Below are 21,931 nucleotides of genomic sequence, written 5' to 3' on the forward strand. Positions count from 1 at the left end.
CTAGCCTACGGCGTGGGACCGGGCCGGTCCGTGGTGGGATCGCGCCGGTCGGTGGTGGGGACGGACGGACGGACGGGAGGATCGTGGCGGGCCCGCCACGCGCCTCCCGTCCGGTCGTGGGGCGGCAGACCGCGGGACCGGGGCCTCAGCGGACGAGGTGACCCGCGGCGCGCAGCGCCGACTTGACGTCGCCGATCGTCATCTCACCCCGGTGGAAGACGCTCGCCGCGAGGACCGCGTCGGCCCCGGCGTCGACCGCCGGTGCGAAGTGGTCGAGGTGACCGGCGCCGCCCGAGGCGATGACGGGGACCGCGGAGACCGCGCGGACGGCGGCGACGAGTTCGAGGTCGAAGCCGTTCTTCGTGCCGTCGGCGTCGATCGAGTTCACGAGGAGCTCGCCCGCGCCACGCTCGACGCCCTCGCGCGCCCAGGCGATCGCGTCGAGGTCGGACTCGGTCCGCCCGCCGTGCGTCGTGACGACGAACCCGGACGGCATCCGGTCGCTCCGCTTGACGTCGAGCGACAGCACGACCGCCTGTGCGCCGAAGCGGTCCGCGATCTCGCCGACCAGGGCCGGGCGGGCGATCGCGGCGCTGTTCACGCCGATCTTGTCCGCGCCGCACTGCTGCAGGCGGGAGACGTCGTCGACGCTCCGGACCCCGCCGCCGACGGTGAGCGGGATGAAGACCTGCTCGGCGGTGCGGGTGACCGTCTCGTACATCGTCGCGCGGTTCTCGACCGTGGCGCCGACGTCCAGGAAGGTCAGCTCGTCCGCGCCCTGCTCGTAGTAGCGGGCGGCGAGCTCGACGGGGTCGCCGGCGTCCTGCAGGTCGAGGAAGTTGACGCCCTTGACGACTCGGCCGCCGGAGACGTCGAGGCACGGGATGACCCGGACCGCGACCCCGCCGGTCGCGGCCGTCGGCCCCGGGCTGCCGGACGCGGCCGTCGGCTCCGGGCTGCCGGTCGGCTCCGTGCCTTCGGTCGCGGCGTTCACAGGCGTGCGGCGTGGATCGGGCTGACCAGGATCGCCCGGGCGCCGAGGTCGTAGAGCGCGTCCATGATGAGGTTCGCGTCCTCGCGCGGGATCATCACGCGGACGGCGGACCAGTCACGGTCGTGCAGCGGCGACACCGTGGGCGACTCGATGCCGGACGCCACCGCGGTCGCCTGCTCGAGCAGGCCCGTCGGGATGTCGTAGTCGAGCATCACGTAGCCGCGGGCGACGAGCACGCCCTGCAGCCGGCGGCGGAGGACGTCGATGCCCGGGATGGTCTCGTCGGTCGAGATGAGCAGCGCGGTCGACTCGAGGATGACCGGGCCGAAGATCTCGAGGCCGGCCGCGCGGAGCGTGCTGCCCGTCGAGACGACGTCGGCGACCGCGTCGGCCACGCCGAGACGCACCGCGCTCTCCACCGCGCCGTCGAGCTTCACCAGGGTCGCCGTGACGCCGTGCTGGGCGAGGAACTCGCCGACCAGGCCCGGGTAGCTCGTCGCCACCCGGACGCCCTCGAGGTCCTGCAGCTCGGTGAACCGGCCGGGCGTGCCCGCGAAGCGGAAGGTCGAGTCGGCGAACCCGAGCGCGTCGACCTCGTGCGCCGCCGACCCGGAGTCGAGGAGCAGGTCGCGGCCGGTGATGCCGACGTCGAGTGCGCCGGAACCGACGTACGTGGCGATGTCCCGGGGACGGAGGAAGAAGAACTCGACGCCGTTGCGCTCGTCGAGCAGGTGCAGCGCCTTCGGGTCGCGGCGACCGGCGTACCCGGCCTCCTTGAGCATCTCGGACGCGGTCTCGGACAGGGAGCCCTTGTTGGGCACGGCGATGCGGAGCATCAGGTGGTCTGCTTTCTGCTGGAGGTCGGGACGGCTGCGGGGGCGGTGGCGCTCGGTGCGCGACGCGCCTGCCTACAGATGTCGCCAGACGTCCGCCGGGGTGAGCCCCTTCGCGACCATGAGGACCTGCAGGTGGTAGACCAGCTGCGAGATCTCCTCCGAGGTGCGCTCGTCACCCTCGTACTCGGCCGCCATCCAGACCTCGGCGGCCTCTTCCACGATCTTCTTGCCGATCTGGTGCACGCCGGCGTCCAGTTCGGCGACGGTGCCGGAGCCCTCGGGGCGCGTGCGCGCCTTCTCGGTCAGCTCCGCGAACAGGTCGTCGAACGTCTTCACGGGGACCAGGCTACCGTCCTGCGCGGGTCCGGCCGACGCACCGTCCGGACGGGAGGCACGGATCGCCGCCGGCTCGCCGGTCACGTCGTCGACGTGGTCGGTCCGCGTCACGCGCGTGCCGCCGCTGCGGCCTCGCGCAGGTCCGCGATGCGCTGCGCCGGCTCGCCGCCGTAGACCGCAGAGCCGGCGACGAGCGTGTCCGCGCCGCTCCGGACCGCCTCGGGGACGGTGTCGACGGCGATGCCGCCGTCCACCTCGAGCCAGACGTCGAGCCCGGACGCGTCGACGGCGGCGCGGGCGTCGGCGAGCTTCGGCATCACGGACGGCATGAACGACTGGCCGCCGAAACCCGGCTCGACGGTCATGAGCAGCACCATGTCGTAGGCGTCGAGGTGGCGCAGGACCTGCGTGATCGGCGTCCCGGGCTTGATCGCCACCGCGGCACGGGCACCGTTCGAGCGGATCGCGGCCGCGGTGGCGACCGGGTCCGCGGCGGCCTCGAAGTGGAACGTGACGCTCGAGGCACCCGTCTCGGCGTACTTCGGTGCCTGCGTGTCGGCGTCGGTGATCATCAGGTGGACGTCGAGCGGGACCGGCGAGACCTCCTGCAGGCGCTGCACGATCGGCAGGCCGAGCGTCAGGTTCGGCACGAAGTGGTTGTCCATCACGTCGACGTGCACGAGGTCGGCGCTCTCGATGCGGTGCAGCTCCCGCTCGAGGTTCGCGAAGTCGGCGGACAGGATGCTCGGCGCGATGCGGATGGTCACCGCACAACCCTACCGACGCCCGCCGGGTCGCTGCCCCGGGCGCTGGCCGACCGAGTCTCGGGCCCGGCGACGAGTCTCGAGCGCTCGGGACCGAGACTCGTCGCCCAGCGCGAGACTCGGCCGACACCGGCCGTCGCCGCGCTGCCCCGCCGCCGCCCGTCGTCAGGCGGTGCGGCGGAACAGCGCGACGAACATGGCGTCGGTGCCGATCCGGTGCGGCCAGAGCTGCACGGTGCGGCCGTCCGCGACCTGCGGATCCCTGGAGGCGACGGCGCGCACGACCCCGGCGGTGTCGAGCTGTTCGAGCACGCCGCCGTGCCTTGCCATGAGCGCGTCGACCTGCCCGCGCGTCTCGGCGAGGTGCGGCGAGCACGTGACGTACGCGAGCGTTCCGCCGGGGGCCAGGGCCCGGACGGCCGCGTCGAGCAGCTCGGCCTGGAGCGCCGCGAGCTCGGGGACGTCCTCCGGCTGCTTCCGCCACCGGGCCTCTGGTCGACGACGGAGGGCGCCGAGTCCAGTGCACGGCGCGTCGAGCAGGACGCGGTCGAACCGCTCGTCGCCCGGCTTCCCGAAGCGACGCCCGTCGCCCTCGACCACGGTCACGACGTCACCGCCGGCGACCGTCGCGAGGGCCTTCCGCACCAGTCCGGCACGCGCCGGCACGAGTTCGTTCGCGACCAGGGTCGCACCGCCCTGCGCTGCCTCGGCGGCGAGGAGCGCGGCCTTGCCGCCCGGCCCGGCGCACATGTCGAGCCACCGCTCCCCCGCCCGGACGGCGGAGGACCGGCTGAGCGCGAGTGCGGCGAGCTGCGAGCCCTCGTCCTGCACACGGAGCCGACCGGCCGCGACGCCCGGCACGCGCGCGGGGTCGCCGGTCGTCCCGCGGATGCCCACCGGGGACACCGGTCGCGCGTCCGTCTCGTCCCGCTGCGGACTGACGGGAGGCGCGTCCTGCGTCGCCTGGTCGTCCTCGGTCGCCGACGTGGCCGGGTCCGGCACGGCCTCGGCCGCCTGCACGTCCTCGGCCGTCGCGAGGCCCGGCAGCGCCACGAGCTGCACGCGCGGTGCGACGTTGTCGGCGGCCAGGAGCGCGGCGAGCTCGTCCCGGGAGCGTTCGGCGGCGAGGGCGTCCCGGAGCGCTGCGACCACCCAGGCCGGGTGCGACCAGCGCGTCGCGAGCAGGGCGTCGCCACCCCGGCCCTCGGTGATGAGCGCGTCCCACTCGTCGTCGGTGCGGGCCGCGACCTTGCGGAGCACGGCGTTGACGAAGCCAGTGGCACGGCGGGCACCGATCTCGCGGGTGAGCTCCACCGTCGCGGAGACGGCGGCGTGCGTCGGTGTGCGCATCCCGAGCAGCTGGTGCACCCCGAGCCGCAGCACGTCGAGCACGTCGGACTCGACGTTGTCGACGCGACGGCCGGAGGCGATGCCGATGATCGCGTCGTACCGGCCGAGCATCCGGATCGACCCGTACGTCAGCTCGGTGGCGAAGGCGGCGTCGCGGGCGGACAGGCCGGCACGGCGGATCCGGGTCGGCAGGAGCAGGTTCGCGTAGGCGTCGTCGACCTGCACAGCGCGGAGCACGTCGAACGCCACCCGACGGGCGCTGACCGTGCGCGGGCCGCGGCGCTGCTGCGCGGGGCTCACGACAGGACCTTCCCGTCCAGCGCGCCGAGGCCGCGTGCCCAGGCGGCACCGTCCATCGCCTGCTTGCCGGCCGGCTGCACCTGGAGCAGTGCGAGGGGCTCGTCCGCGGTGCCGACGAGCAGGCGCCCGTCGACCAGCCCGAGCGCGCCGGGCGCGAGCCGCGGGACGGCGGAAGTCGCGCCTCCCTCCCGAGTGCTGCGCAGCAGCTTCACGCGGGTCTCGCCGAGGTGGGCGAACGCGCCGGGCTCGGGCGTCACGCCGCGGAGGCGGGCGTGCACGACGGCAGCAGGCGCGGTGAAGTCGATCCGCCCGTCCGCGATCGTCGTCTTCGGGGCGAGGGTCGGCTCGCCGACCTGCTCGCGGGCGACGGCGGTGCCCGCTGCGAGGGCGTCGACGACGCGCAGGACGGTCTCGGCACCGCGGTCGGCCATCGCGGCGAGGACCTCGCCCGCGGTCGCCTCGGGGTCGATGTCGAACGGGTCGCTCGCGTACACGGGCCCGGCGTCGAGCGCCTCGACGAGCTGGAACACCGTCGCGGCGGTGCGGGTGTCGCCGGCCATCACCGCGCGCTGGACCGGGGCGGCACCGCGGTACGCCGGCAGGTCGGAGAAGTGCAGGTTCACCCAGCCGAGCCGGGGCGCGTCGAGGGCCGGGCGGCGGAGCAGTGCACCGTAGGCGACGATGACGCCGAGGTCGGCCCGCAGGTCGGTCAACCGCGCGGTGACGTCGTCGTCCACCCGCGTCGCCTCGATCACCGGGAGGCCGAGCTCCGCCGCGACCTGCGCGACCGGGGTCGGCGTGAGGACGCGCTTCCGGCCCTGCGGCGTCGGCGGCCGGGTGAGCACGGCGGCGATCTCGTGGTCGGACGCCGCGAGGCGGCGGAGGGTGGGGACGGCCGCAGCGGGGCTGCCGGCGACGACGAGGCGCATGGGTTCCATCGTCCCACGGGCCGAGGTGTCCGACGCGCGCGGGCGTCGCGGATCCGCGAACACGCTGCGAGCCCGCTGAGTACCGTCCGGGTCATGAGTGACGTGACCACCTCCACCAACCGCTACGCCGGCTCGTCGATCCAGAAGGTCGCGATGGTCGTCGGCATCGTCTTCCTGCTCGTCGGGATCGCCGGGTTCGTGCCCGGGCTGACCTCCGGCGACCTCGGCGGTGCCGGACACGGCTCGATGGCGATGCTGCTCGGGATCTTCCAGGTCTCGGTGCTGCACAACATCGTGCACCTGCTGTTCGGCGTCGTCGGCCTGCTCGCGGCGAACCGGGCGACCGGCTCGCGCATGTACCTCGTGATCGGCGGAGTCGTCTACTTCGTGCTCTGGGTGTACGGGCTGTTCACCGCCGGCACGATGTCCGGCGCGAACTTCGTGCCGCTCAACTGGGCCGACAACTGGCTGCACCTCGTGCTCGCGATCGGCATGGTCGCCCTCGGCGTCGTGTTCCCGCGCGGTCGCCGGACGCCCGTCGGCGCCTGACCTCCGGGGCCTGCCCCCTGGGCCTGACCCCGGGGGTCGGCCCGCGAAACGCAACGTCGGCGGTTGCTCGCAGCGGTACTCCGCTGCGAGGAACCGCCGACGTTGCGTGTTGCGAGGGGATCGTCAGGCGGGGACGGCTGCGCGTGCGGCCACGAAGGCCTCGACGCAACGGTCGACCTGCTCGGGCGTGTGCGCGGCGGAGAGCTGCACCCGGATGCGTGCCCGCCCCTCCGGGACCACCGGGTAGCTGAACGCCGTGACGTAGACCCCGCGGGCCTGCATCTCGTCGGCGATCCGGGCCGTGCGCGCCGCGTCGTGGAACATCACCGGGACGATCGGGTGCTCCCCGGGCAGCAGCTCGAACCCGGCGTCGGTCATCGACGACCGGAAGCGCGCGGCGTTCGCGGCCAGCCGGGCGCGGGCGTCCTCCGATCGCTCGATCAGGTCGAGCGCCGCCACCGTGCCCGCGGCGATCACCGGGGCGAGCGAGTTCGAGAACAGGTACGGCCGGGAACGCTGGCGCAGCAGGTCGACGATCTCCCGGCGGCCGGAGACGTACCCGCCCGAGGCCCCGCCGAGTGCCTTGCCGAACGTCCCGGTCAGGACGTCCACCCGGTCCGCGACCCCGCACAGCTCGGGCGTGCCCCGTCCGTGCGCGCCGACGAACCCGACGGCGTGCGAGTCGTCCACGACCACGAGGGCGTCGTACCGCTCCGCGAGATCGCAGATCTCGGCCAGCGGCGCGATCGACCCGTCCATCGAGAACACGCCGTCCGTGACCACGAGGCGGAACCGGGCGTCCGCGGCGGCGGCGAGCTGCGCCTCCAGGTCGGCGGTGTCCCGGTTCCGGTACCGGAACCGGCGCGCCTTGCTGAGCCGGATGCCGTCGATGACCGACGCGTGGTTCAGCTCGTCGGAGATCACGGCGTCCTCCGGACCGAGCAGCACCTCGAACAGCCCGCCGTTCGCGTCGAAGCACGACGAGTACAGGATCGTCGCCTCGGTGCCGAGGAAGCCGGAGACCCGTTCCTCGAGCTCGAGGTGCAGGTCCTGCGTGCCGCAGATGAAGCGCACGCTGGCCATCCCGTACCCCCAACGGTCGAGGGCGTCCTTCGCGGCGTCCACGAGCTCCGGGGCGTCCGCGAGCCCGAGGTAGTTGTTCGCGCAGAAGTTCAGCAGCTCCGTTCCGCCGGCCTCGATCGCCGCGCGCTGGGGGCCGGCGATGCCGCGCTCCCGCTTCGTCAGCCCCGCCGCCTCGATGCCCGCGAGCTCTGCCTGCAGATGGTCCTGCATCGCGCCGTACATCACGCCTCCGTCCAGTCGATGACGACCTTGCCGCCGTCCGCGCTCGCCGCCGCGGCGAACGCCTGCTGCCAGTCCCGTGCCGGGAAGCGCCCGGACACGAGCGAGCCGATCCGACCGCGGAGCGCCGCGCTCGTCTGCAGCATGCTGCTCATGGTCTGCCACGTCTCGAACATCTCGCGGCCGTAGATCCCCTTCACGGTGAGCATGTGCGTGACGACCTTCCCCCAGTCGACCGCGATCGGCCCGGACGGGAGTCCGAGCATCGCGATCCGGCCGCCGTGGTTCATCGTCTCGACCATCGCCGGCAGGGCCGTGGGCGCGCCGGACATCTCGAAGCCGACGTCGAAGCCCTCGCGCATGCCGAGCCGCTGCTGGGCGTCGCGGAGGGCCCCGACCGCGTCCTGCGACCCGGCGGTCGCCGCACCACGTCCGGCGCCGGCGTCCGACACGTCGACGGCGAGGTCCGCGCCCATCGTCCTGGCGAGGGCGAGCCGGTTCGCACTGACGTCGGTGCCGACGACGAACCGGGCGCCGGCGTGCCGTGCGACGGCGATCGCCATGAGCCCGATCGGACCGCAGCCGGTGACGAGCACGTCCTCGCCGACGAGGGGGAACGCGAGCGCCGTGTGCACCGCGTTGCCGAGCGGGTCGAAGAGCGCGGCGACCTCGGGGTCGACGTCGGTGTGGTGCACCCAGACGTTCGCGGCGGGGAGCGTCAGGTACTCCGCGAAGGCGCCGTCCCGCTGCACGCCGACGCCCTTCGTGCGGATGCACATCTGGCGGCGGCCGGCCCGGCAGTTCCGGCATGTGCCGCACACGATGTGGCCCTCGCCGGAGACCCGGTCCCCCACGGCGACGTCGCGGACGGCGGGCCCGACCTCGACCACCTCGCCGGAGAACTCGTGCCCGGGGACGAGCGGTGCGGAGACCGCCGACGCGGCCCAGTCGTCCCACCGCTCGATGTGCAGGTCGGTCCCGCAGATCCCGGTGCGGAGCACCCGCACGAGCACCTCGTCCGGGGCGGGGACCGGCACCGGTCGTTCGGTCATGATCAGTCCCGGACCGGCGTCCGGCTTCCAGAGCGCGCGCATCGGCGTCACCTCGTCACCTCGTTGTGCGTGTGGTGTGTTCGGCGGTGGCTCGTGACCACCGTCCCTCAGCCTGGCACAGGTGGCCGCGACGCGCGGGGGCGGTCAGACCTCGGCGAAGGGCTCGGCGTCGTCGAGCCGGACGCGGAGCGTGGGTGCCGCACGACGGCGGTTGCCGCCGGGGAGCACCCGCCGCGTGGACGAGCGCCGGATGACCTCGGCCTTGAGCGTCGCCGCGACCTCGGCACCGTGCGCGTACGGGAACCGCACGATCGCCCGGACCGTGCCCGGGACCGGATCGTCCTCGACCGGCACCGGACCGAGCACGTCGCCGACCAGGGAGTCCCCGAGGGCCTCGACCGCGGCCGTCACGGCGTCGTCCGTGCCGGTCAGGGTCGCGACCCGCACCGCCGGTGGGAAGTGCAGCGCGCGACGGTCGACGAGTTCGTCGTGCGCGGGGACGTCGAGCCGCCAGGTGGCCATCGCGGTCGCGAGCCGGCCGCCGATGCCCACCAGGTAGACCTCGGACCCGGGGGCGCCCTTCGCCGCGGCGCCCGTCCAGAACCGCAGCACGTCCTCCTGCACGCGGAGGCCCTCGCGGGCGAGCATGCGCTCCCCGTCGAGCAGGAGCACGCAGGCGTAGCCGCCCGGCACGTTCGGCTCCGCGCCGCGGGTGGCGACGACCACCGAGGGGCGGGCGGGGACCTCGTCGAGCGGTCGGGAACCGTCGGCGACGACGATGCGGGTGCCCGGGAACGCCCGGCCGAGCTCGTCGGCGGTGCGCTGAGCGCCCTGCCCGACGGGCTTCACGGTGCCGTTGCCGCACGTCGGACACCGGAAGCCCACGGCGAGGGCGCCGCAGAACCGGCACTGCGGAGTCGCGCCGCGGTGGGGTTGGCCGAGCGGTCCCCCGCACACCCGGCAGTGCGCCCGTTCCCCGCACTCGGCGCAGACCAGGCCGGTGCCGAACCCGGGACTCGCGACCTGCACGAGCACCGGCCAGTGCTGACTCGCCTCGCGCGCCGCACGCCAGGCCGTGCTCGGGATGCGTGCCTGGGCCGCGAACCCCTCGGCACCGCCCTGCTGCACCGTCGGGATGACCTTCGGGGTTGGCTGCCGGTACGGAGCGACCTCGTCGAGCCAGTGCAGTTCGACGAGCCGTTGCACGTCGGTGCTCCGCGCGTGCGAGACGAACAGCAGCCCGGCGCCGGACTGGGCCGCCCGGACGAGCGCGACGTCACGGGTGTGCACGTACGGTGCCCGGGGCTCGACGAACGAGGCGTCCCCGTCGTCCCACACGACGATCAGACCGAGGTCGGTCGCCGGCGCGTACATCGCGGTGCGGTTGCCGATCGCCACGACGGCGTGCGACCGGGCCTGCAGCAGTGCCTTCGCCCGCGCGCCGTTCGTCTGCTTGGCGTCGAAGCGCACGACGCGCTCGACCGGCAGCACGGCGAGGAGCGCCCGCTCGAGGTCGGTGACGTCGCGGAAGTCGGGGACCGCGACGACCACGGACTGCTCCGCGGCGACGGCGTGTGCCGCGGCCTGGGCGATCGTGGCGGCCCAGCCGGGGACCCAGACCGGATCCGGTCCCGGCTCGGGAGCAGCGGGAGCCGGGTCCGGGCCACCGTGGACGGGGCTCGGCGCGACCACGACGGGGTGCAGCGCGACGGGGTGCAGCGCGACCGGGTGCGGCAGGGCGGCCACCGCCGCGCGTCCGTGATCGGAGACCAGCGCCTCCAGGACGCCCTCGGCGTAGCCGGCGACGGGGCCGGCCGTGACCGACGGCGGCGACCACTCGGGGTCGCGCGCGAGCCAGGCCTTCTCGGCCCGCACCTGCCGGGGCGGGACGGCGAGCCGGAGCACGTCGGAGGCGACCCCCGCGGCCCGGTCGGCGACGGCCCGGGCGAGCGACCAGATCTCCGGTGCCAGGACGGGCACCGGCGAGACGACCTGCTCGACCGGGCTCAGCTCACCCGCGAAGGTCGTGTCGGCGTCGGCGGCGTCCGCCGCGACGACCTCGACCACCCAGGCGTCGGACATCCGCGCCCCGGTGCGCAGCGGCACCTTGACACGGACGCCCGGCACGCAGTCGTCCTCGAGCTCGGCCGGCACCCGGTAGTCGAACAGACGGTCCAACTGCGGGAGCGGCGAGTCGAGGACGACACGCGCGACGACGGGCACGCGGTGCCCTAGACGGTGGCGGCGACGAGTCCTGCGGCGGCGCGGAGTTCCTCGACGCGGTCGAGCTGCTCCCAGGTGAAGCCGGGCAGCTCGCGGCCGAAGTGGCCGTACGCCGCGGTCTGCGCGTACCGGGGCTTGAGCAGGTCGAGGTCGCGGATGATCGCGGCCGGACGCAGGTCGAACACCTGCGTGATCGCGGCCTCGATCGTGGCGTCGTCGACATGGCCGGTGCCGAACGACTCGACGTACAGCCCGACGGGCTTCGCGCGGCCGATCGCGTACGCCACCTGCACCTCGAGCCGGTCCGCGAGCCCCGCCGCGACGGCGTTCTTCGCGACCCAGCGCAGCGCGTACGCGGCCGAGCGGTCGACCTTCGACGGGTCCTTGCCGCTGAACGCGCCACCACCGTGCCGGGACGCTCCGCCGTACGTGTCGACGATCACCTTGCGACCGGTCAGCCCGGCGTCGCCCTGGGGACCACCGATCTCGAACCGGCCGGTCGGGTTCACGATCACGTCGACGTGCGACGAGTCGAGGTCCACCAGGTCGAGCACCGGACGGATCACGTGCTCGGTGATCTGCGCCGTGAGCTCGGCCAGCGTCACCGCCGGCGAGTGCTGCGTCGAGAGCACGACGGTCTCGACGGTCTTCGGGACGACGCCGTCGTACCCGACGGTGACCTGCGTCTTCCCGTCGGGGCGGAGGAAGTCGAGCACACCGGTCTTGCGCACCTCGGCCAGACGCTCCGCCAGGCGGTGCGCGAGCCAGATCGCGACGGGCATGTACTCCGGCGTCTCGTTCGTCGCGAAACCGAACATGATGCCCTGGTCACCGGCACCCTGCCGGTCGAGCGGGTCGACGCCTGCGCCGGAGCGGCTGTCGAGCGACTCGTCGACGCCCTGCGCGATGTCCGGCGACTGCGCACCGATCGAGACTTCGACGCCGCAGGTGCGGCCGTCGAACGAGACCTCGGACGAGTTGTACCCGATGCCCGTGATGACGTCGCGGACGAGCTTCGGGATCTCGACGTAGCCCGAGGTCGTGACCTCGCCGGCGACGTGCACCAGCCCAGTCGTCACCATCGTCTCGACGGCGACGCGCGCGTGCGGGTCGACCGTGAGCAGCGCGTCGAGGATCGTGTCCGAGATCTGGTCGCAGATCTTGTCGGGGTGCCCCTCCGTCACCGACTCGGACGTGAAGAGGCGCAGGTTGGTGCTCGTCACCGCGGTCAGTCGGTGGGCTGCTGCTTGGTGACGGTCAGCTTGTCCTCGTTGATCTCGTGGAGAGCGACGGACAGCGGCTTGTCGTCGATGGTCGAGTCGACGAGCGGCCCGACGTTGTCGAAGAGCGATCCCTCGTGCAGGTCCGCGTAGTAGTCGTTGATCTGACGAGCGCGCTTCGACGCGAAGATGACGAGCGCGTACTTCGACTCCACCTTGGACAGCAGGTCGTCGATGGGCGGGTCGATGATGCCCTGGGGGTTGGCCATGGTGTCTCCAGTCGGCAGAAGATGGTGTGTGCCCCGGAGGGCACGGGCGCTCCCGGCTAGGGCGCAGTGAACAAGTCTACGACTTCTCGTGCCGCGGTGCCGACATCGGAGTTCACGATCCGCACGTCGAACTCGTCCTGGGCGGCGAGCTCGACCTTGGCGGTCTCGAGCCGGCGGGCCTGTTCCTCGGCGGACTCGGTGCCGCGGCCGATCAGGCGGCGGACGAGTTCCTCCCACGTCGGCGGGAGCAGGAACACCAGGACCGCCTCGGGCATGGCGTCGCGCACCTGCCGCGCGCCCTGCAGGTCGATCTCGAGCATCACCTTGTCGCCGGCGTCGAGCGCGCGGTCGATCGGCGGCCGCGGGGTGCCGTAGCGGTAGGAGTTGTGCACGACCGCCCACTCCAGGAGCTCGCGGTCGCGGATCATCCGGTCGAACTCGGCGTCGTCGACGAAGTAGTAGTGCACGCCGTCGACCTCGCCCGGTCGGGGCTTCCGGGTCGTCGCGGAGACGCTGAGGTTCACGTCCGGGTACTGCTCGCGGATGTACGCGCTCACCGTGCCCTTGCCCACGGCGGTGGGTCCGGCGAGCACGACGAGCTTCGACGTGCCACGTTTCCGGCCGCGCGCGGCGAGCCAGTCGGCCAGGGCCGAACGCTGCCGCGAGCCGAGTCCGCCGAGGCGCTTCGACGGCGCGATCCGCAGCTCGCTCATCACGGCCTCGGCACGGGCGGGACCGATGCCCGAGATGCTCGTCAGGAGGTCGCGGACGCGCAGCGACTTCTCGGCGGGCAGGTCGGCGTCGGACCAGGCGGCGCGGGCGACCTCGAGGGGGCTGCGCTCCCCCGACGCGACCTGCGCCTTGACCGCTGCCCGGGCGCGTCGCGCGGCCACGGCGGCGCGGGCGGCGGCGACCCGGTCGACCTCCGGCGGGTTCCGGTGCGCGGGGAGGCCGCTGCGGTCCACGGGTGCGCCGTCCGTGCCGTCCGTCACGCGGCCACCTCCAGCGCCACACGGATGCGGTCCGCCCGCTCCTGCACGAGCCCGGCGACCCCGTCGGGGCCGGCGGACAGCAGCCCGCGGGACTCGCTCACGAGCACCTGCTCGGCACGAGAGCCGTACAACGACCGGAGGTCCTCGATCCGGGCGCCCTGCGCGCCGAAGCCCGGGGCGAGCACCGGCGCGGAGCCGATGGCCGCCGCGTCGATGCCGAAGTCGTCGAGGTCGAGGGTGGCGCCGAGCACGAGCCCGACGTCCCCGAGCGGCTGGTCGCCGCCGGTCCGGTTGTCGTCTGCCACATCGAGCACGATACCGGCCGCGACCGTCCGGCCGGCACGCGGGCCCTCGGCGACGACCGCGGTCTGCAGCAGCCGTGCCTCGGGGTTGCTCGTCGCGGCGAGCACGAAGACCCCCGCACCGTTCCGGCGCGCCACGTCGACGGTGCCGACGAGCGACCCGTAGCCGAGGTACGGCGAGACCGTCATCGCGTCGGCCCGGAACGGCCCGTCGCGGTCCAGCCACGCCAGCGCGTAGTCGTCACCGGTCGAGCCGATGTCGCCCCGCTTGACGTCGGCGACGACCAGGAGGCCCGCATCACGTGCCCGACGGACGGTCGCGTCGAGCGCGCGGTAGCCGGCGACCCCCGCCGCCTCGAAGAAGGCGACCTGCGGCTTGACGATCGCCGCGCGGCCGGCGGCCGCGTCGACCAGGGCGGCGCCGAACGCCGTCAGCCCCTGCTCGTCGCGGCCGAGCCCCCACGCCGCCAGGGTGGCGGCGTGGGGGTCGATGCCGACGCACAGTGCGGAACGCGACCCGATGGCGGCGGCGAGCCGCACGCCGAAGGGGGCCGTGCCTCCCGGCCGGGTGTCAGCTGCCACGGGACCGGCCGTCACCAGGTCGCGCGCTCGAGCGCGTAGTCCTGCAGGCTTCGGACGCTGTGCGGCGTGCCGATCGTCTCGATCGCCGCGACCGCTGCACCCAGCTGCGCGATGGTCGTGAAGAGCGGCTTGTCCGCCGCGACCGTCGCCGCACGGATCTCGTACCCGTCCGCGCGACCGGCGGCACCGGACGGCGTGTTGATGACGATGTCGACCTCGTCGCGGGCGAGCAGGTCGACGACGCTCTCGCCGCCCTCGCTGTACTTGCCGACCAGCGTGACCTCGATGCCGTTGCGGCGGAGCACCTCGGCGGTGCCCTCGGTCGCGGTGATCGTGAAGCCGAGCTGCTGCAGGCGGTGCACCGGCAGGACCACCTGGCGCTTGTCGGTGTCCGCGACGCTCACGAACACCGTGCCGCTCGTCGGCAGGCCGCCGTACGCGGCGTCCTGCGACTTGAGGAAGGCGCGGGGGAAGTCGCGGTCGATGCCCATGACCTCGCCCGTGGAGCGCATCTCCGGGCTGAGCACCGAGTCGACGACCTGGCCGTCGTGGGTGCGGAAGCGGCGGAAGGGCAGCACGGCCTCCTTGACGGCGACCGGTGCCTGCGCGGGCACGGACGAGCCGTCACGCTCGGGCAGCAGGCCCTCGGCGACGAGCGCGTCGATCGAGGTGCCGGTCATGATGCGGCTCGCGGCCTTCGCGAGCGGGATGCCGAGCGCCTTCGAGACGAACGGGACCGTGCGGCTCGCGCGCGGGTTCGCCTCGAGCACGTAGAGCACGCCGGCGCCGATGGCGAACTGGACGTTGAGCAGGCCCTGCACGCCGATGCCGCGTGCGATCCGCTCGGTGGCCTCGACCACGCCGCGGATCTCCGCCTTGCCGAGTCCGACCGGGGGCAGGGTGCACGCCGAGTCGCCGGAGTGGATGCCGGCCTCCTCGATGTGCTCCATGATGCCGCCGATGTACAGGCGCTCCCCGTCGGACAGCGCGTCGACGTCGATCTCCACCGCGTCGTCCAGGAACCGGTCGACGAGCAGCGGGAGCTCCGGGCCGATGATCGCCTCGTCGGCCATCCGGTCGAAGTAGTCCGCCAGGGCGGCCGGGTCGTAGACGATCTCCATGCCGCGGCCGCCGAGCACGAAGGACGGGCGGACGAGGACCGGGTAGCCGATCTCCTCGGCGACCGCGGTCGCGCTCGCCAGGTCGTGCGCGGTGCCGTTGCGCGGTGCGAGCAGGCCGGCCTGCTCGAGGATCGCGGAGAACTGCCCGCGCTCCTCGGCGGAGTCGATCGCCGCGGGGCTCGTGCCGAGGATCGGGATCCCGGCCGCCTCGAGCGGCTTCGCCAGGCCCAGGGCGGTCTGGCCGCCGAGCTGCACGACGACGCCGACGAGCTCGCCGGAAGCGGCCTCGGCCTCGATGACCTCGAGGACGTCCTCTGTGGTGAGCGGCTCGAAGTAGAGCCGGTCCGAGGTGTCGTAGTCGGTCGACACCGTCTCCGGGTTGCAGTTGATCATGATCGTCTCGAACCCGGCCTCGCTGAGCGCGAAGGAGGCGTGGACGCACGAGTAGTCGAACTCGACGCCCTGGCCGATGCGGTTCGGGCCGGAGCCGAGGATGACGACCTTCTTGCGGTCGCTCGGGGCGACCTCGGTCTCGGTGTCGTACGACGAGTAGTGGTACGGCGTGAGGGCCGGGAACTCGCCGGCGCAGGTGTCGACCGTCTTGAAGACGGGGCGGATGCCCAGGGCGTGCCGCGCGTCGCGGGCCTCCTGCTCGGAGATCCCCCGCAGGCCCGCGATCTGAGCGTCGCTGAAGCCGTGCTCCTTGGCCCACCGGAGGGTGCCCGCGTCGAGCGTCTCGGCTGCTGCGACCTCGGCCGCGACCTCGTTGATGAGGACGATCTGGTCGATGAACCACGGGTCGATCTTCGTGGCCTCGAAGACCTCGTCCGCCGTGGCGCCGGCGACGAGCGCCTGCTGCACCGTGACGATGCGGCCGTCGGTCGGCACCTGGGCCTTCTCGAGCAGCGCGTCCTTGTCGAGCTCGGCCGCCGGGGTGTCCCAATGGAAGCTCGAGCCGCGCTTCTCGAGGCTCCGCAGGGACTTCTGCAGCGCGGTGGCGTAGTTCCGGCCGATGGCCATCGCCTCGCCGACGCTCTTCATCGTGGTTGTGAGCGTGGCGTCGGCCGCCGGGAACTTCTCGAACGCGAACCGCGGGGTCTTCACGACGACGTAGTCGAGCGTCGGCTCGAAGCTCGCCGGGGTGACGCGGGTGATGTCGTTCTCGATCTCGTCCAGGCGGTACCCGATGGCGAGCTTCGCGGCGATCTTCGCGATCGGGAAGCCCGTGGCCTTCGACGCGAGCGCCGACGAGCGGGAGACGCGCGGGTTCATCTCGATGACGATGAGCCGGCCGTTCGACGGGTCGACGGCGAACTGGATGTTGCAGCCACCGGTGTCGACACCGACGCGACGGATGATGTCGATGCCGATGTTCCGCATGTTCTGGTACTCGCGGTCGGTCAGCGTCAGCGCGGGGGCGACCGTGATCGAGTCGCCCGTGTGGACGCCCACCGGGTCGACGTTCTCGATCGAGCAGATCACGACCGTGTTGTCGAAGTTGTCCCGCATGAGCTCGAGCTCGTACTCCTTCCAGCCGAGGATCGACTCCTCGAGGAGCACCTCGGTGGTCGGGCTGGACTGCAGGCCGTCGCCGACGAAGCGGACGAGCTCCTCCTCGTTGTAGGCGAAGCCCGAACCGAGGCCGCCCATCGTGAAGGACGGCCGGACGACGAGCGGGTATCCGAGGTCGGCCGCGAACGCCTTGGCTTCCTCGAGGGTGTGCGCGATGTGGCTGCGGGCCACGTCGGCGCCGGACTCGAGGACGAGCTCCTTGAAGAGCTGGCGGTCCTCGCCGCGCTGGATCGCGTCGACCTTGGCGCCGATGAGCTCGACGCCGTACTTCTCGAGGATGCCCTCGGCGTCGAGCTTGATCGCCGCGTTGAGGGCCGTCTGACCGCCGAGGGTCGGCAGGACCGCGTCGGGCTGCTCGATCTTGATGATCTCCTCGAGCGACGCGCTCGTGATCGGCTCGATGTAGGTCGCGTCGGCGAAGTCCGGGTCGGTCATGATCGTCGCCGGGTTCGGGTTGACGAGGATGACGCGGACGCCCTCGGCGCGGAGGACGCGGCACGCCTGGGTGCCGGAGTAGTCGAACTCGGCGGCCTGCCCGATGACGATCGGGCCGGAGCCGATGACGAGGACGGAGTTGATGTCTGCGCGCTTCGGCATCAGTTGGCTTCCTTCGTGACGTCGGCTGCGGGGGTCGTGGCGGTGGCGGTGGCCGCGTCGAGCGGCTCCCCCGCACGGCGCGCGCGGACCAGGTCGGCGAACCGGTCGAACAGGTACATGGAGTCGTGCGGGCCGGCCGCCGCCTCCGGGTGGTACTGCACGCTGAAGGCGGGCACGTCGAGGGCGCGGAGCCCCTCGACCACCTGGTCGTTCAGGGAGTAGTGCGAGACCTCGACCCGACCGAACCCGGCGGGCGACTCGACGACCTGGTCCAGGGGCGCGTCGACCGCGAAGCCGTGGTTCTGGCTCGTGATCTCGACCTTGCCCGTGGCGGTGTCGAGCACCGGCTGGTTGATCCCGCGGTGGCCGAACGGCAGCTTGTAGGTACCGAAGCCCAGCGCGCGGCCGAGGAGCTGGTTGCCGAAGCAGATGCCGAAGAACGGGCGGCCGGTCCGCAGCGACTGCTGCAGGAGTTCGACCTGCGCGTCGCTCGCGGCGGGGTCGCCGGGGCCGTTCGAGTAGAAGAGGGCATCGGGATCCAGCGCCGACAGCTCGGCCGCGGTGATGTCCTGCGGCACGACGTGCACCTCGAACCCGCGCTCGGCGAGGTAGCGGGTGGTCGACGCCTTCACGCCGAGGTCGAGCACGGCGAGCCGGCCGATCTGCTCCCCGACGGCCGGGACCACGTAGGTCTCCGGCGTGGAGACGATCGACGAGAAGCTCGCACCCTGCATCGCGGCCTGGTCGCGGACGGCGGCCAGCTGCTCGTCGGCGGACAGGTCCGCGTCCGCGCCGCTGAAGACGCCGCCCTTCATGGCGCCGGCGTCGCGGATCCGACGCGTCAGCGCGCGGGTGTCGATCCCGGAGATGCCGACGATGCCGTCGCGGACGAGGTGCTCGTCGAGCGTGGCGTTCGCGCGGTGGTTCGACACGACGCGGCTGGGGTCGCGGACGACGTAGCCCGCCACCCAGATGCGACGGGACTCGGGGTCCTCGTCGTTGACGCCGGTGTTGCCGATGTGCGGTGCCGTCTGCACCACGATCTGTCCGGCGTAGGACGGGTCGGTCAGCGTCTCCTGGTAGCCGGTCATGCCCGTGGCGAAGACCACCTCGCCGAGGGATCGGCCTCGGGCGCCGTACGCCCATCCGTCGTACCGGGTGCCGTCCTCGAGGACCAGCACGGCCCGTTCGCGTGTCATCAGTTCGTCCCTTCGCCCGCGGGGTGCGGGTGTTCGTGCGTCGTCGTCAGTCCCTGCAGGGCGGCGAGTGCTGCTGCGCCGCCTTCCGGGAACCGGAAGTAGGTGTCGAGGTCCGTCGCACCTGCGGCGCCGGTCGCCGTCCATCGCAGACGGACCAGTCCCCCGGGCTCGACCACACGGTCGATGGCCCACGTGGCGCGGTCGGCGCCGCGCACGGCGTCCACCGCGATCCAGCGGTCCACGGCGCCGGCGTGGTGCAGGACCACCCCGGTGTCGTGGACGGTCACCCCGCCGCGGCCCCGGAACCCGAGACCGCCGGCGGTGATGCGTTCGAGTGGCTCGTCGGCGCGGGTCGTCGCGACGGTGAACCCGTCCCAGGACCCGGCTGCCGGTCCGACGTCGGTCGGGACCGGGACGGGAGGCACGGCTGCCGTCTGACGCCTGGCCCGCGTCCGCCAGGTGCGCGCCATGGCGACGAACAGCAGGGCGACGAGGGCCAGGACGATCCCGCCGACGAGCCAGCGCAGCGCGTCACCACTCATGCCGTCGCCTCCGCCCGCACGCTGCGCGCGTGCGCCGCGACGGTCTCGGCGTCGACGAGCCGGCCGTCGAGCACCGTCGGGGCGCCGTGGTGGAAGGTCGCGACGACCCGTCCGGGCAGGCGCATCCCGAGGTACGGGGAGTTCTGCGACTGGCCGGCAAGATCCGCCACGGAGAACTCGCGGACGGCCGCCGGGTCGTAGAGGGCGAGCTCGGCTGGAGCGCCCTCGACGATGCGCTGTCCGTGGCCCTCGACCTGCCCGATGCGCGCCGGCGCCTCGGACAGGACGCGCGCGACGTCCGCCCAGTCGAGCTGTCCGGACTCGACCACGGCCGCGTGCACGACGCTGAGCGCCGACTCGAGTCCGACCATGCCGTTCGCGGCGGCCGGCCACTCGCAGCACTTCGCCTCGGCGGTGTGCGGCGCGTGGTCGGTGGCGACGATGTCGATGGTGCCGTCGGCGAGTGCGGCGCGGAGCGCGTCCACGTCCTCGCGCGAGCGGAGCGGCGGGTTCACCTTGTACTTGGCGTCGTACCCGGGCGCGCCGTCGACCCCGGCGATGAGTTCCTCGGTGAGCACGAGGTGGTGCGGCGTGACCTCGGCGGTGACGTCGATGCCGCGGGACTTGGCCCAGCGGATGACCTCGACGCTGCCCGCGGTCGAGACGTGGCACACGTGCAGGCGCGCTCCGACGTGGTCGGCGAGCAGCACGTCGCGGGCGATGATCGCCTCCTCCGCCACCGCGGGCCAGCCGGCGAGCCCGAGCTCCGACGACAGCCGGCCCTCGTTCATCTGCGCGCCGATGGTGAGCCGCGGTTCCTGCGCGTGCTGCGCGAGGACCCCGCCGAAGCCCTTGATGTACTCGAGCGCCCGGCGCATGAGCAGCGGGTCGGCGACGCAGGACCCGTCGTCCGAGAACACCCGGACCTTCGCCCTGCTCGTCGCCATGGCCCCGATCTCGGACAGGTGGGTTCCCTGCAGCCCCTGCGACACCGCACCGATCGGGCGGACCGTGACGTACCCGGCGTCGTCGCCGAGCGCCTGCACCTGCTCGACGACCCCCGCCGTGTCGGCGACCGGCGACGAGTTCGCCATCGCGTTCACCGCGGTGAAGCCGCCGGCGGCCGCCGCTCGCGACCCGGTGAGCACCGTCTCGGACTCCTCGAAACCGGGCTCGCGGAGGTGCGTGTGGAGGTCCACGAGGCCGGGCAGCGCGATCAGCCCGTCAGCGTCGACGACCGTGGCCCCGGCCGCGTCGAGACCGGACCCGACCGCGGTGATGCGCCGCGCCTCCAGGCGGATGTCGGCACGCGTGCCGTCGACCAGCTGCGCGCCACGGATGAGGTGAGCGGTCATGCGACGGACTCCTTCGGTTCGTGCTCGCCCGTCAGGGCGAGGTAGAGGACGGCCATCCGGACCGACACGCCGTTCGCGACCTGCTCGACGACGGTCGAGCGGGGGTCGTCGGCGGCGACGCCGGCGATCTCGAGTCCGCGGTTCATCGGCCCCGGGTGCATGATCAGCGTGCGCTCGGACAGGGCCGCCGCGCGGGCCGCCGTCAGGCCGAAGTGCCGCGTGTACTCGCGGGGGTTCGGGAAGAACGCGTCGTTCATGCGCTCCTGTTGGATGCGGAGGAGCATCACGACGTCCGGGTCCTCGGCGAGGGCCGCGTCGAGGTCGTGGTGCACTGCTCCGCCGAACGGGCGGTCGACCGCCGGCAGGAGCGTCGGCGGAGCGGCGAACGTGACCTGGGCGCCGAGCGTGCGGAGGAGCCAGGCGTTCGACCGGGCGACGCGGCTGTGCAGGACGTCGCCGACGATCGTCACGCGGACACCGTCCAGGGCCGCGCCCCGGCTGGCGTCGCCGTGCAGCCGACGGCGCATCGTGAAGGCGTCGAGGAGCGCCTGGGTCGGGTGCTCGTGCGTCCCGTCGCCGGCGTTCACCACCGGGACGTCGATCCAGTCGGCCTCGGCGAGGACCCGCGGAGCGCCGGACGCGGGGTGCCGCATCACGATGCCGTCGATGCCCATCGCGCCGAGGGTCTGCACGGTGTCCTTGAGCGACTCGCCCTTCGAGACGCTCGAGCCCTTCGCAGCGAAGTTGATGACGTCGGCGGAGAGCCGCTTCGCCGCCGCCTCGAAGGAGATGCGGGTGCGGGTGGAGTCCTCGAAGAACAGGTTGACCACGGTCTTGCCGCGGAGGGCCGGGAGCTTCCGGACCTCGCGCGTGTTGACCTCGGCCATCTCCTCGGCGACGTCGAGGATCCGGACGGCCTCGTCGCGCGACAGGTCGGCGGTGGAGAGCAGGTGGCGCATCAGGCGTCGTCCCCCGGCTGCTCGATCACGACTTCGTCGGTGCCGTCGGTCTCGGTGAGGCGCAGCGTGACCCGTTCGTCGGACGCTGTCGGCAGGTTCTTGCCGACGTGGTCCGCCCGGATGGGGAGCTGCCGGTGCCCGCGGTCGACGAGCACGGCGAGCCGCACCGCACGGGGCCGCCCGATGCCCTGCAGGGCGTCGAGGGCGGCCCGCACGGTGCGGCCGGAGTACAGCACGTCGTCGACGAGCACGACGACCTTGCCGTCGATGCCGCTCGTCGGGATCGTGGTGCGGTGCGGTGTACGACCGATGCCGTGCCCCAGGTCGTCCCGGTGCATCGTCACGTCGAGCGTGCCGAGGCGCTGGTCGCGCTCGGCGGCCCACTCGGGCTCGATGTCCGCGAGCAGCGACGCGAGCCGCTCGGCCAGGACGGCACCCCGCGTCGGGATACCCAGGAGCACGAGGTCCGAGGCACCGTGGTTGGCCTCGAGGATCTCGTGCGCGATGCGTGTCAGGGCACGCGTGATGTCGGGCTGTTGCAGGACCGTTCTGGTGCCCACGCCGACCTCCTTCCCCGCCTCACCGG

The 21,931-nt window shown here is 73.1% G+C and carries 20 protein-coding genes; 1 reads left to right on the forward strand and 19 read right to left on the reverse strand.

The window, feature by feature from the left end:
* Positions 1–145: 145 nt before the first annotated feature.
* The 6 genes from hisF to FB462_RS10490 form a co-directional block, all read right to left on the reverse strand.
* Positions 146–994, reverse strand: coding sequence for an imidazole glycerol phosphate synthase subunit HisF (hisF, locus tag FB462_RS10465; RefSeq protein ID WP_259549864.1), 849 nt, complete (start codon positions 992–994; stop codon positions 146–148).
* On the reverse strand, positions 991–1,830 hold the full coding sequence (gene hisG, locus FB462_RS10470) for an ATP phosphoribosyltransferase (protein WP_058742140.1): 840 nt from the start codon (positions 1,828–1,830) through the stop codon (positions 991–993). Before hisG ends, hisF begins: the two co-directional genes overlap by 4 nt.
* Positions 1,831–1,902: 72 nt before the next feature.
* Positions 1,903–2,166 (reverse strand): phosphoribosyl-ATP diphosphatase, encoded by a 264-nt coding sequence (locus FB462_RS10475; RefSeq protein ID WP_058742152.1) that lies wholly within the window; start codon positions 2,164–2,166, stop codon positions 1,903–1,905.
* A 107-nt stretch (positions 2,167–2,273) separates the two neighbouring features.
* Positions 2,274–2,933, reverse strand: coding sequence for a ribulose-phosphate 3-epimerase (gene rpe / locus FB462_RS10480; RefSeq protein WP_141861809.1), 660 nt, complete (start codon positions 2,931–2,933; stop codon positions 2,274–2,276).
* A gap of 162 nt (positions 2,934–3,095) precedes the next feature.
* The gene (locus FB462_RS10485) at positions 3,096–4,580 is read right to left on the reverse strand and encodes an RsmB/NOP family class I SAM-dependent RNA methyltransferase (RefSeq protein ID WP_167510089.1); all 1,485 of its coding nucleotides are present in this window, start codon (positions 4,578–4,580) and stop codon (positions 3,096–3,098) included.
* Positions 4,577–5,509: a methionyl-tRNA formyltransferase gene (locus FB462_RS10490; RefSeq protein ID WP_141861810.1), complete on the reverse strand. Its 933-nt coding sequence runs from the start codon at positions 5,507–5,509 to the stop codon at positions 4,577–4,579. The genes FB462_RS10485 and FB462_RS10490 overlap by 4 nt, the downstream gene beginning before the upstream one ends.
* Before the next feature lie 93 nt (positions 5,510–5,602).
* Between FB462_RS10490 and FB462_RS10495 the strand changes: the two genes are divergently transcribed.
* Complete coding sequence (locus FB462_RS10495) at positions 5,603–6,058, forward strand: DUF4383 domain-containing protein (RefSeq protein WP_181819222.1); 456 nt, start codon at positions 5,603–5,605, stop codon at positions 6,056–6,058.
* A gap of 123 nt (positions 6,059–6,181) precedes the next feature.
* Here FB462_RS10495 and FB462_RS10500 read toward each other — a convergent pair whose 3' ends face one another.
* From FB462_RS10500 to pyrR, 13 genes are all read right to left on the reverse strand, one after another.
* Positions 6,182–7,363 (reverse strand): glycine C-acetyltransferase, encoded by a 1,182-nt coding sequence (locus FB462_RS10500; RefSeq protein ID WP_141863327.1) that lies wholly within the window; start codon positions 7,361–7,363, stop codon positions 6,182–6,184.
* A complete protein-coding gene (tdh, locus tag FB462_RS10505) occupies positions 7,363–8,454 on the reverse strand; it encodes an L-threonine 3-dehydrogenase (protein WP_141861811.1) in 1,092 nt (363 codons plus the stop codon). The genes FB462_RS10500 and tdh overlap by 1 nt, the downstream gene beginning before the upstream one ends.
* A gap of 102 nt (positions 8,455–8,556) precedes the next feature.
* The gene (locus FB462_RS10510) at positions 8,557–10,635 is read right to left on the reverse strand and encodes a primosomal protein N' family DNA-binding protein (RefSeq protein WP_141861812.1); all 2,079 of its coding nucleotides are present in this window, start codon (positions 10,633–10,635) and stop codon (positions 8,557–8,559) included.
* An 8-nt stretch (positions 10,636–10,643) separates the two neighbouring features.
* Positions 10,644–11,858: a methionine adenosyltransferase gene (gene metK / locus FB462_RS10515; RefSeq protein WP_058742135.1), complete on the reverse strand. Its 1,215-nt coding sequence runs from the start codon at positions 11,856–11,858 to the stop codon at positions 10,644–10,646.
* A gap of 5 nt (positions 11,859–11,863) precedes the next feature.
* Positions 11,864–12,124: a DNA-directed RNA polymerase subunit omega gene (rpoZ, locus tag FB462_RS10520; protein ID WP_058742134.1), complete on the reverse strand. Its 261-nt coding sequence runs from the start codon at positions 12,122–12,124 to the stop codon at positions 11,864–11,866.
* Positions 12,125–12,180: 56 nt separating this feature from the next.
* Positions 12,181–13,116, reverse strand: a complete 936-nt coding sequence (gene gmk / locus FB462_RS10525; RefSeq protein ID WP_058742133.1) for a guanylate kinase — start codon at positions 13,114–13,116, stop codon at positions 12,181–12,183.
* On the reverse strand, positions 13,113–14,000 hold the full coding sequence (gene pyrF / locus FB462_RS10530) for an orotidine-5'-phosphate decarboxylase (protein ID WP_229666822.1): 888 nt from the start codon (positions 13,998–14,000) through the stop codon (positions 13,113–13,115). The genes gmk and pyrF overlap by 4 nt, the downstream gene beginning before the upstream one ends.
* An 11-nt stretch (positions 14,001–14,011) precedes the next feature.
* Entirely contained in the window at positions 14,012–17,290 is a 3,279-nt protein-coding gene (gene carB / locus FB462_RS10535; RefSeq protein ID WP_141861814.1) for a carbamoyl-phosphate synthase large subunit, read from the reverse strand.
* Positions 17,290–18,489 carry a glutamine-hydrolyzing carbamoyl-phosphate synthase small subunit gene (gene carA / locus FB462_RS10540; protein WP_058742131.1) on the reverse strand — a complete coding sequence of 400 codons (1,200 nt, stop codon included), beginning with the start codon at positions 18,487–18,489 and terminating at the stop codon, positions 17,290–17,292. The genes carB and carA overlap by 1 nt, the downstream gene beginning before the upstream one ends.
* Positions 18,489–19,031, reverse strand: coding sequence for a PH-like domain-containing protein (locus FB462_RS10545; protein ID WP_058742130.1), 543 nt, complete (start codon positions 19,029–19,031; stop codon positions 18,489–18,491). The genes carA and FB462_RS10545 overlap by 1 nt, the downstream gene beginning before the upstream one ends.
* Positions 19,028–20,386: a dihydroorotase gene (locus FB462_RS10550; protein WP_141861816.1), complete on the reverse strand. Its 1,359-nt coding sequence runs from the start codon at positions 20,384–20,386 to the stop codon at positions 19,028–19,030. Before FB462_RS10550 ends, FB462_RS10545 begins: the two co-directional genes overlap by 4 nt.
* A complete protein-coding gene (locus tag FB462_RS10555) occupies positions 20,383–21,345 on the reverse strand; it encodes an aspartate carbamoyltransferase catalytic subunit (RefSeq protein WP_058742128.1) in 963 nt (320 codons plus the stop codon). The genes FB462_RS10550 and FB462_RS10555 overlap by 4 nt, the downstream gene beginning before the upstream one ends.
* A complete protein-coding gene (gene pyrR / locus FB462_RS10560; protein ID WP_141861818.1) occupies positions 21,345–21,905 on the reverse strand; it encodes a bifunctional pyr operon transcriptional regulator/uracil phosphoribosyltransferase PyrR in 561 nt (186 codons plus the stop codon). Before pyrR ends, FB462_RS10555 begins: the two co-directional genes overlap by 1 nt.
* Between the last annotated feature and the right edge of the window lie 26 nt (positions 21,906–21,931).

The sequence above is a fragment of the Curtobacterium citreum genome (assembly GCF_006715175.1).
In the GTDB taxonomy this organism is placed as follows: Bacteria; Actinomycetota; Actinomycetes; order Actinomycetales; family Microbacteriaceae; genus Curtobacterium; species Curtobacterium citreum.

Coding starts and splice junctions, on each gene's coding strand:
- FB462_RS10490 (WP_141861810.1), bottom strand. CDS start 5,509: ATGCGCCTCGTCGTCGCCGGCAGCCCCGCTGCGGCCGTCCCCACCCTC.
- tdh (WP_141861811.1), bottom strand. CDS start 8,454: ATGCGCGCGCTCTGGAAGCCGGACGCCGGTCCGGGACTGATCATGACC.
- FB462_RS10550 (WP_141861816.1), bottom strand. CDS start 20,386: ATGACCGCTCACCTCATCCGTGGCGCGCAGCTGGTCGACGGCACGCGT.
- FB462_RS10495 (WP_181819222.1), top strand. CDS start 5,603: ATGAGTGACGTGACCACCTCCACCAACCGCTACGCCGGCTCGTCGATC.
- FB462_RS10555 (WP_058742128.1), bottom strand. CDS start 21,345: ATGCGCCACCTGCTCTCCACCGCCGACCTGTCGCGCGACGAGGCCGTC.
- FB462_RS10545 (WP_058742130.1), bottom strand. CDS start 19,031: ATGAGTGGTGACGCGCTGCGCTGGCTCGTCGGCGGGATCGTCCTGGCC.
- carB (WP_141861814.1), bottom strand. CDS start 17,290: ATGCCGAAGCGCGCAGACATCAACTCCGTCCTCGTCATCGGCTCCGGC.
- carA (WP_058742131.1), bottom strand. CDS start 18,489: ATGACACGCGAACGGGCCGTGCTGGTCCTCGAGGACGGCACCCGGTAC.
- FB462_RS10500 (WP_141863327.1), bottom strand. CDS start 7,363: ATGTACGGCGCGATGCAGGACCATCTGCAGGCAGAGCTCGCGGGCATC.
- rpoZ (WP_058742134.1), bottom strand. CDS start 12,124: ATGGCCAACCCCCAGGGCATCATCGACCCGCCCATCGACGACCTGCTG.
- hisG (WP_058742140.1), bottom strand. CDS start 1,830: ATGCTCCGCATCGCCGTGCCCAACAAGGGCTCCCTGTCCGAGACCGCG.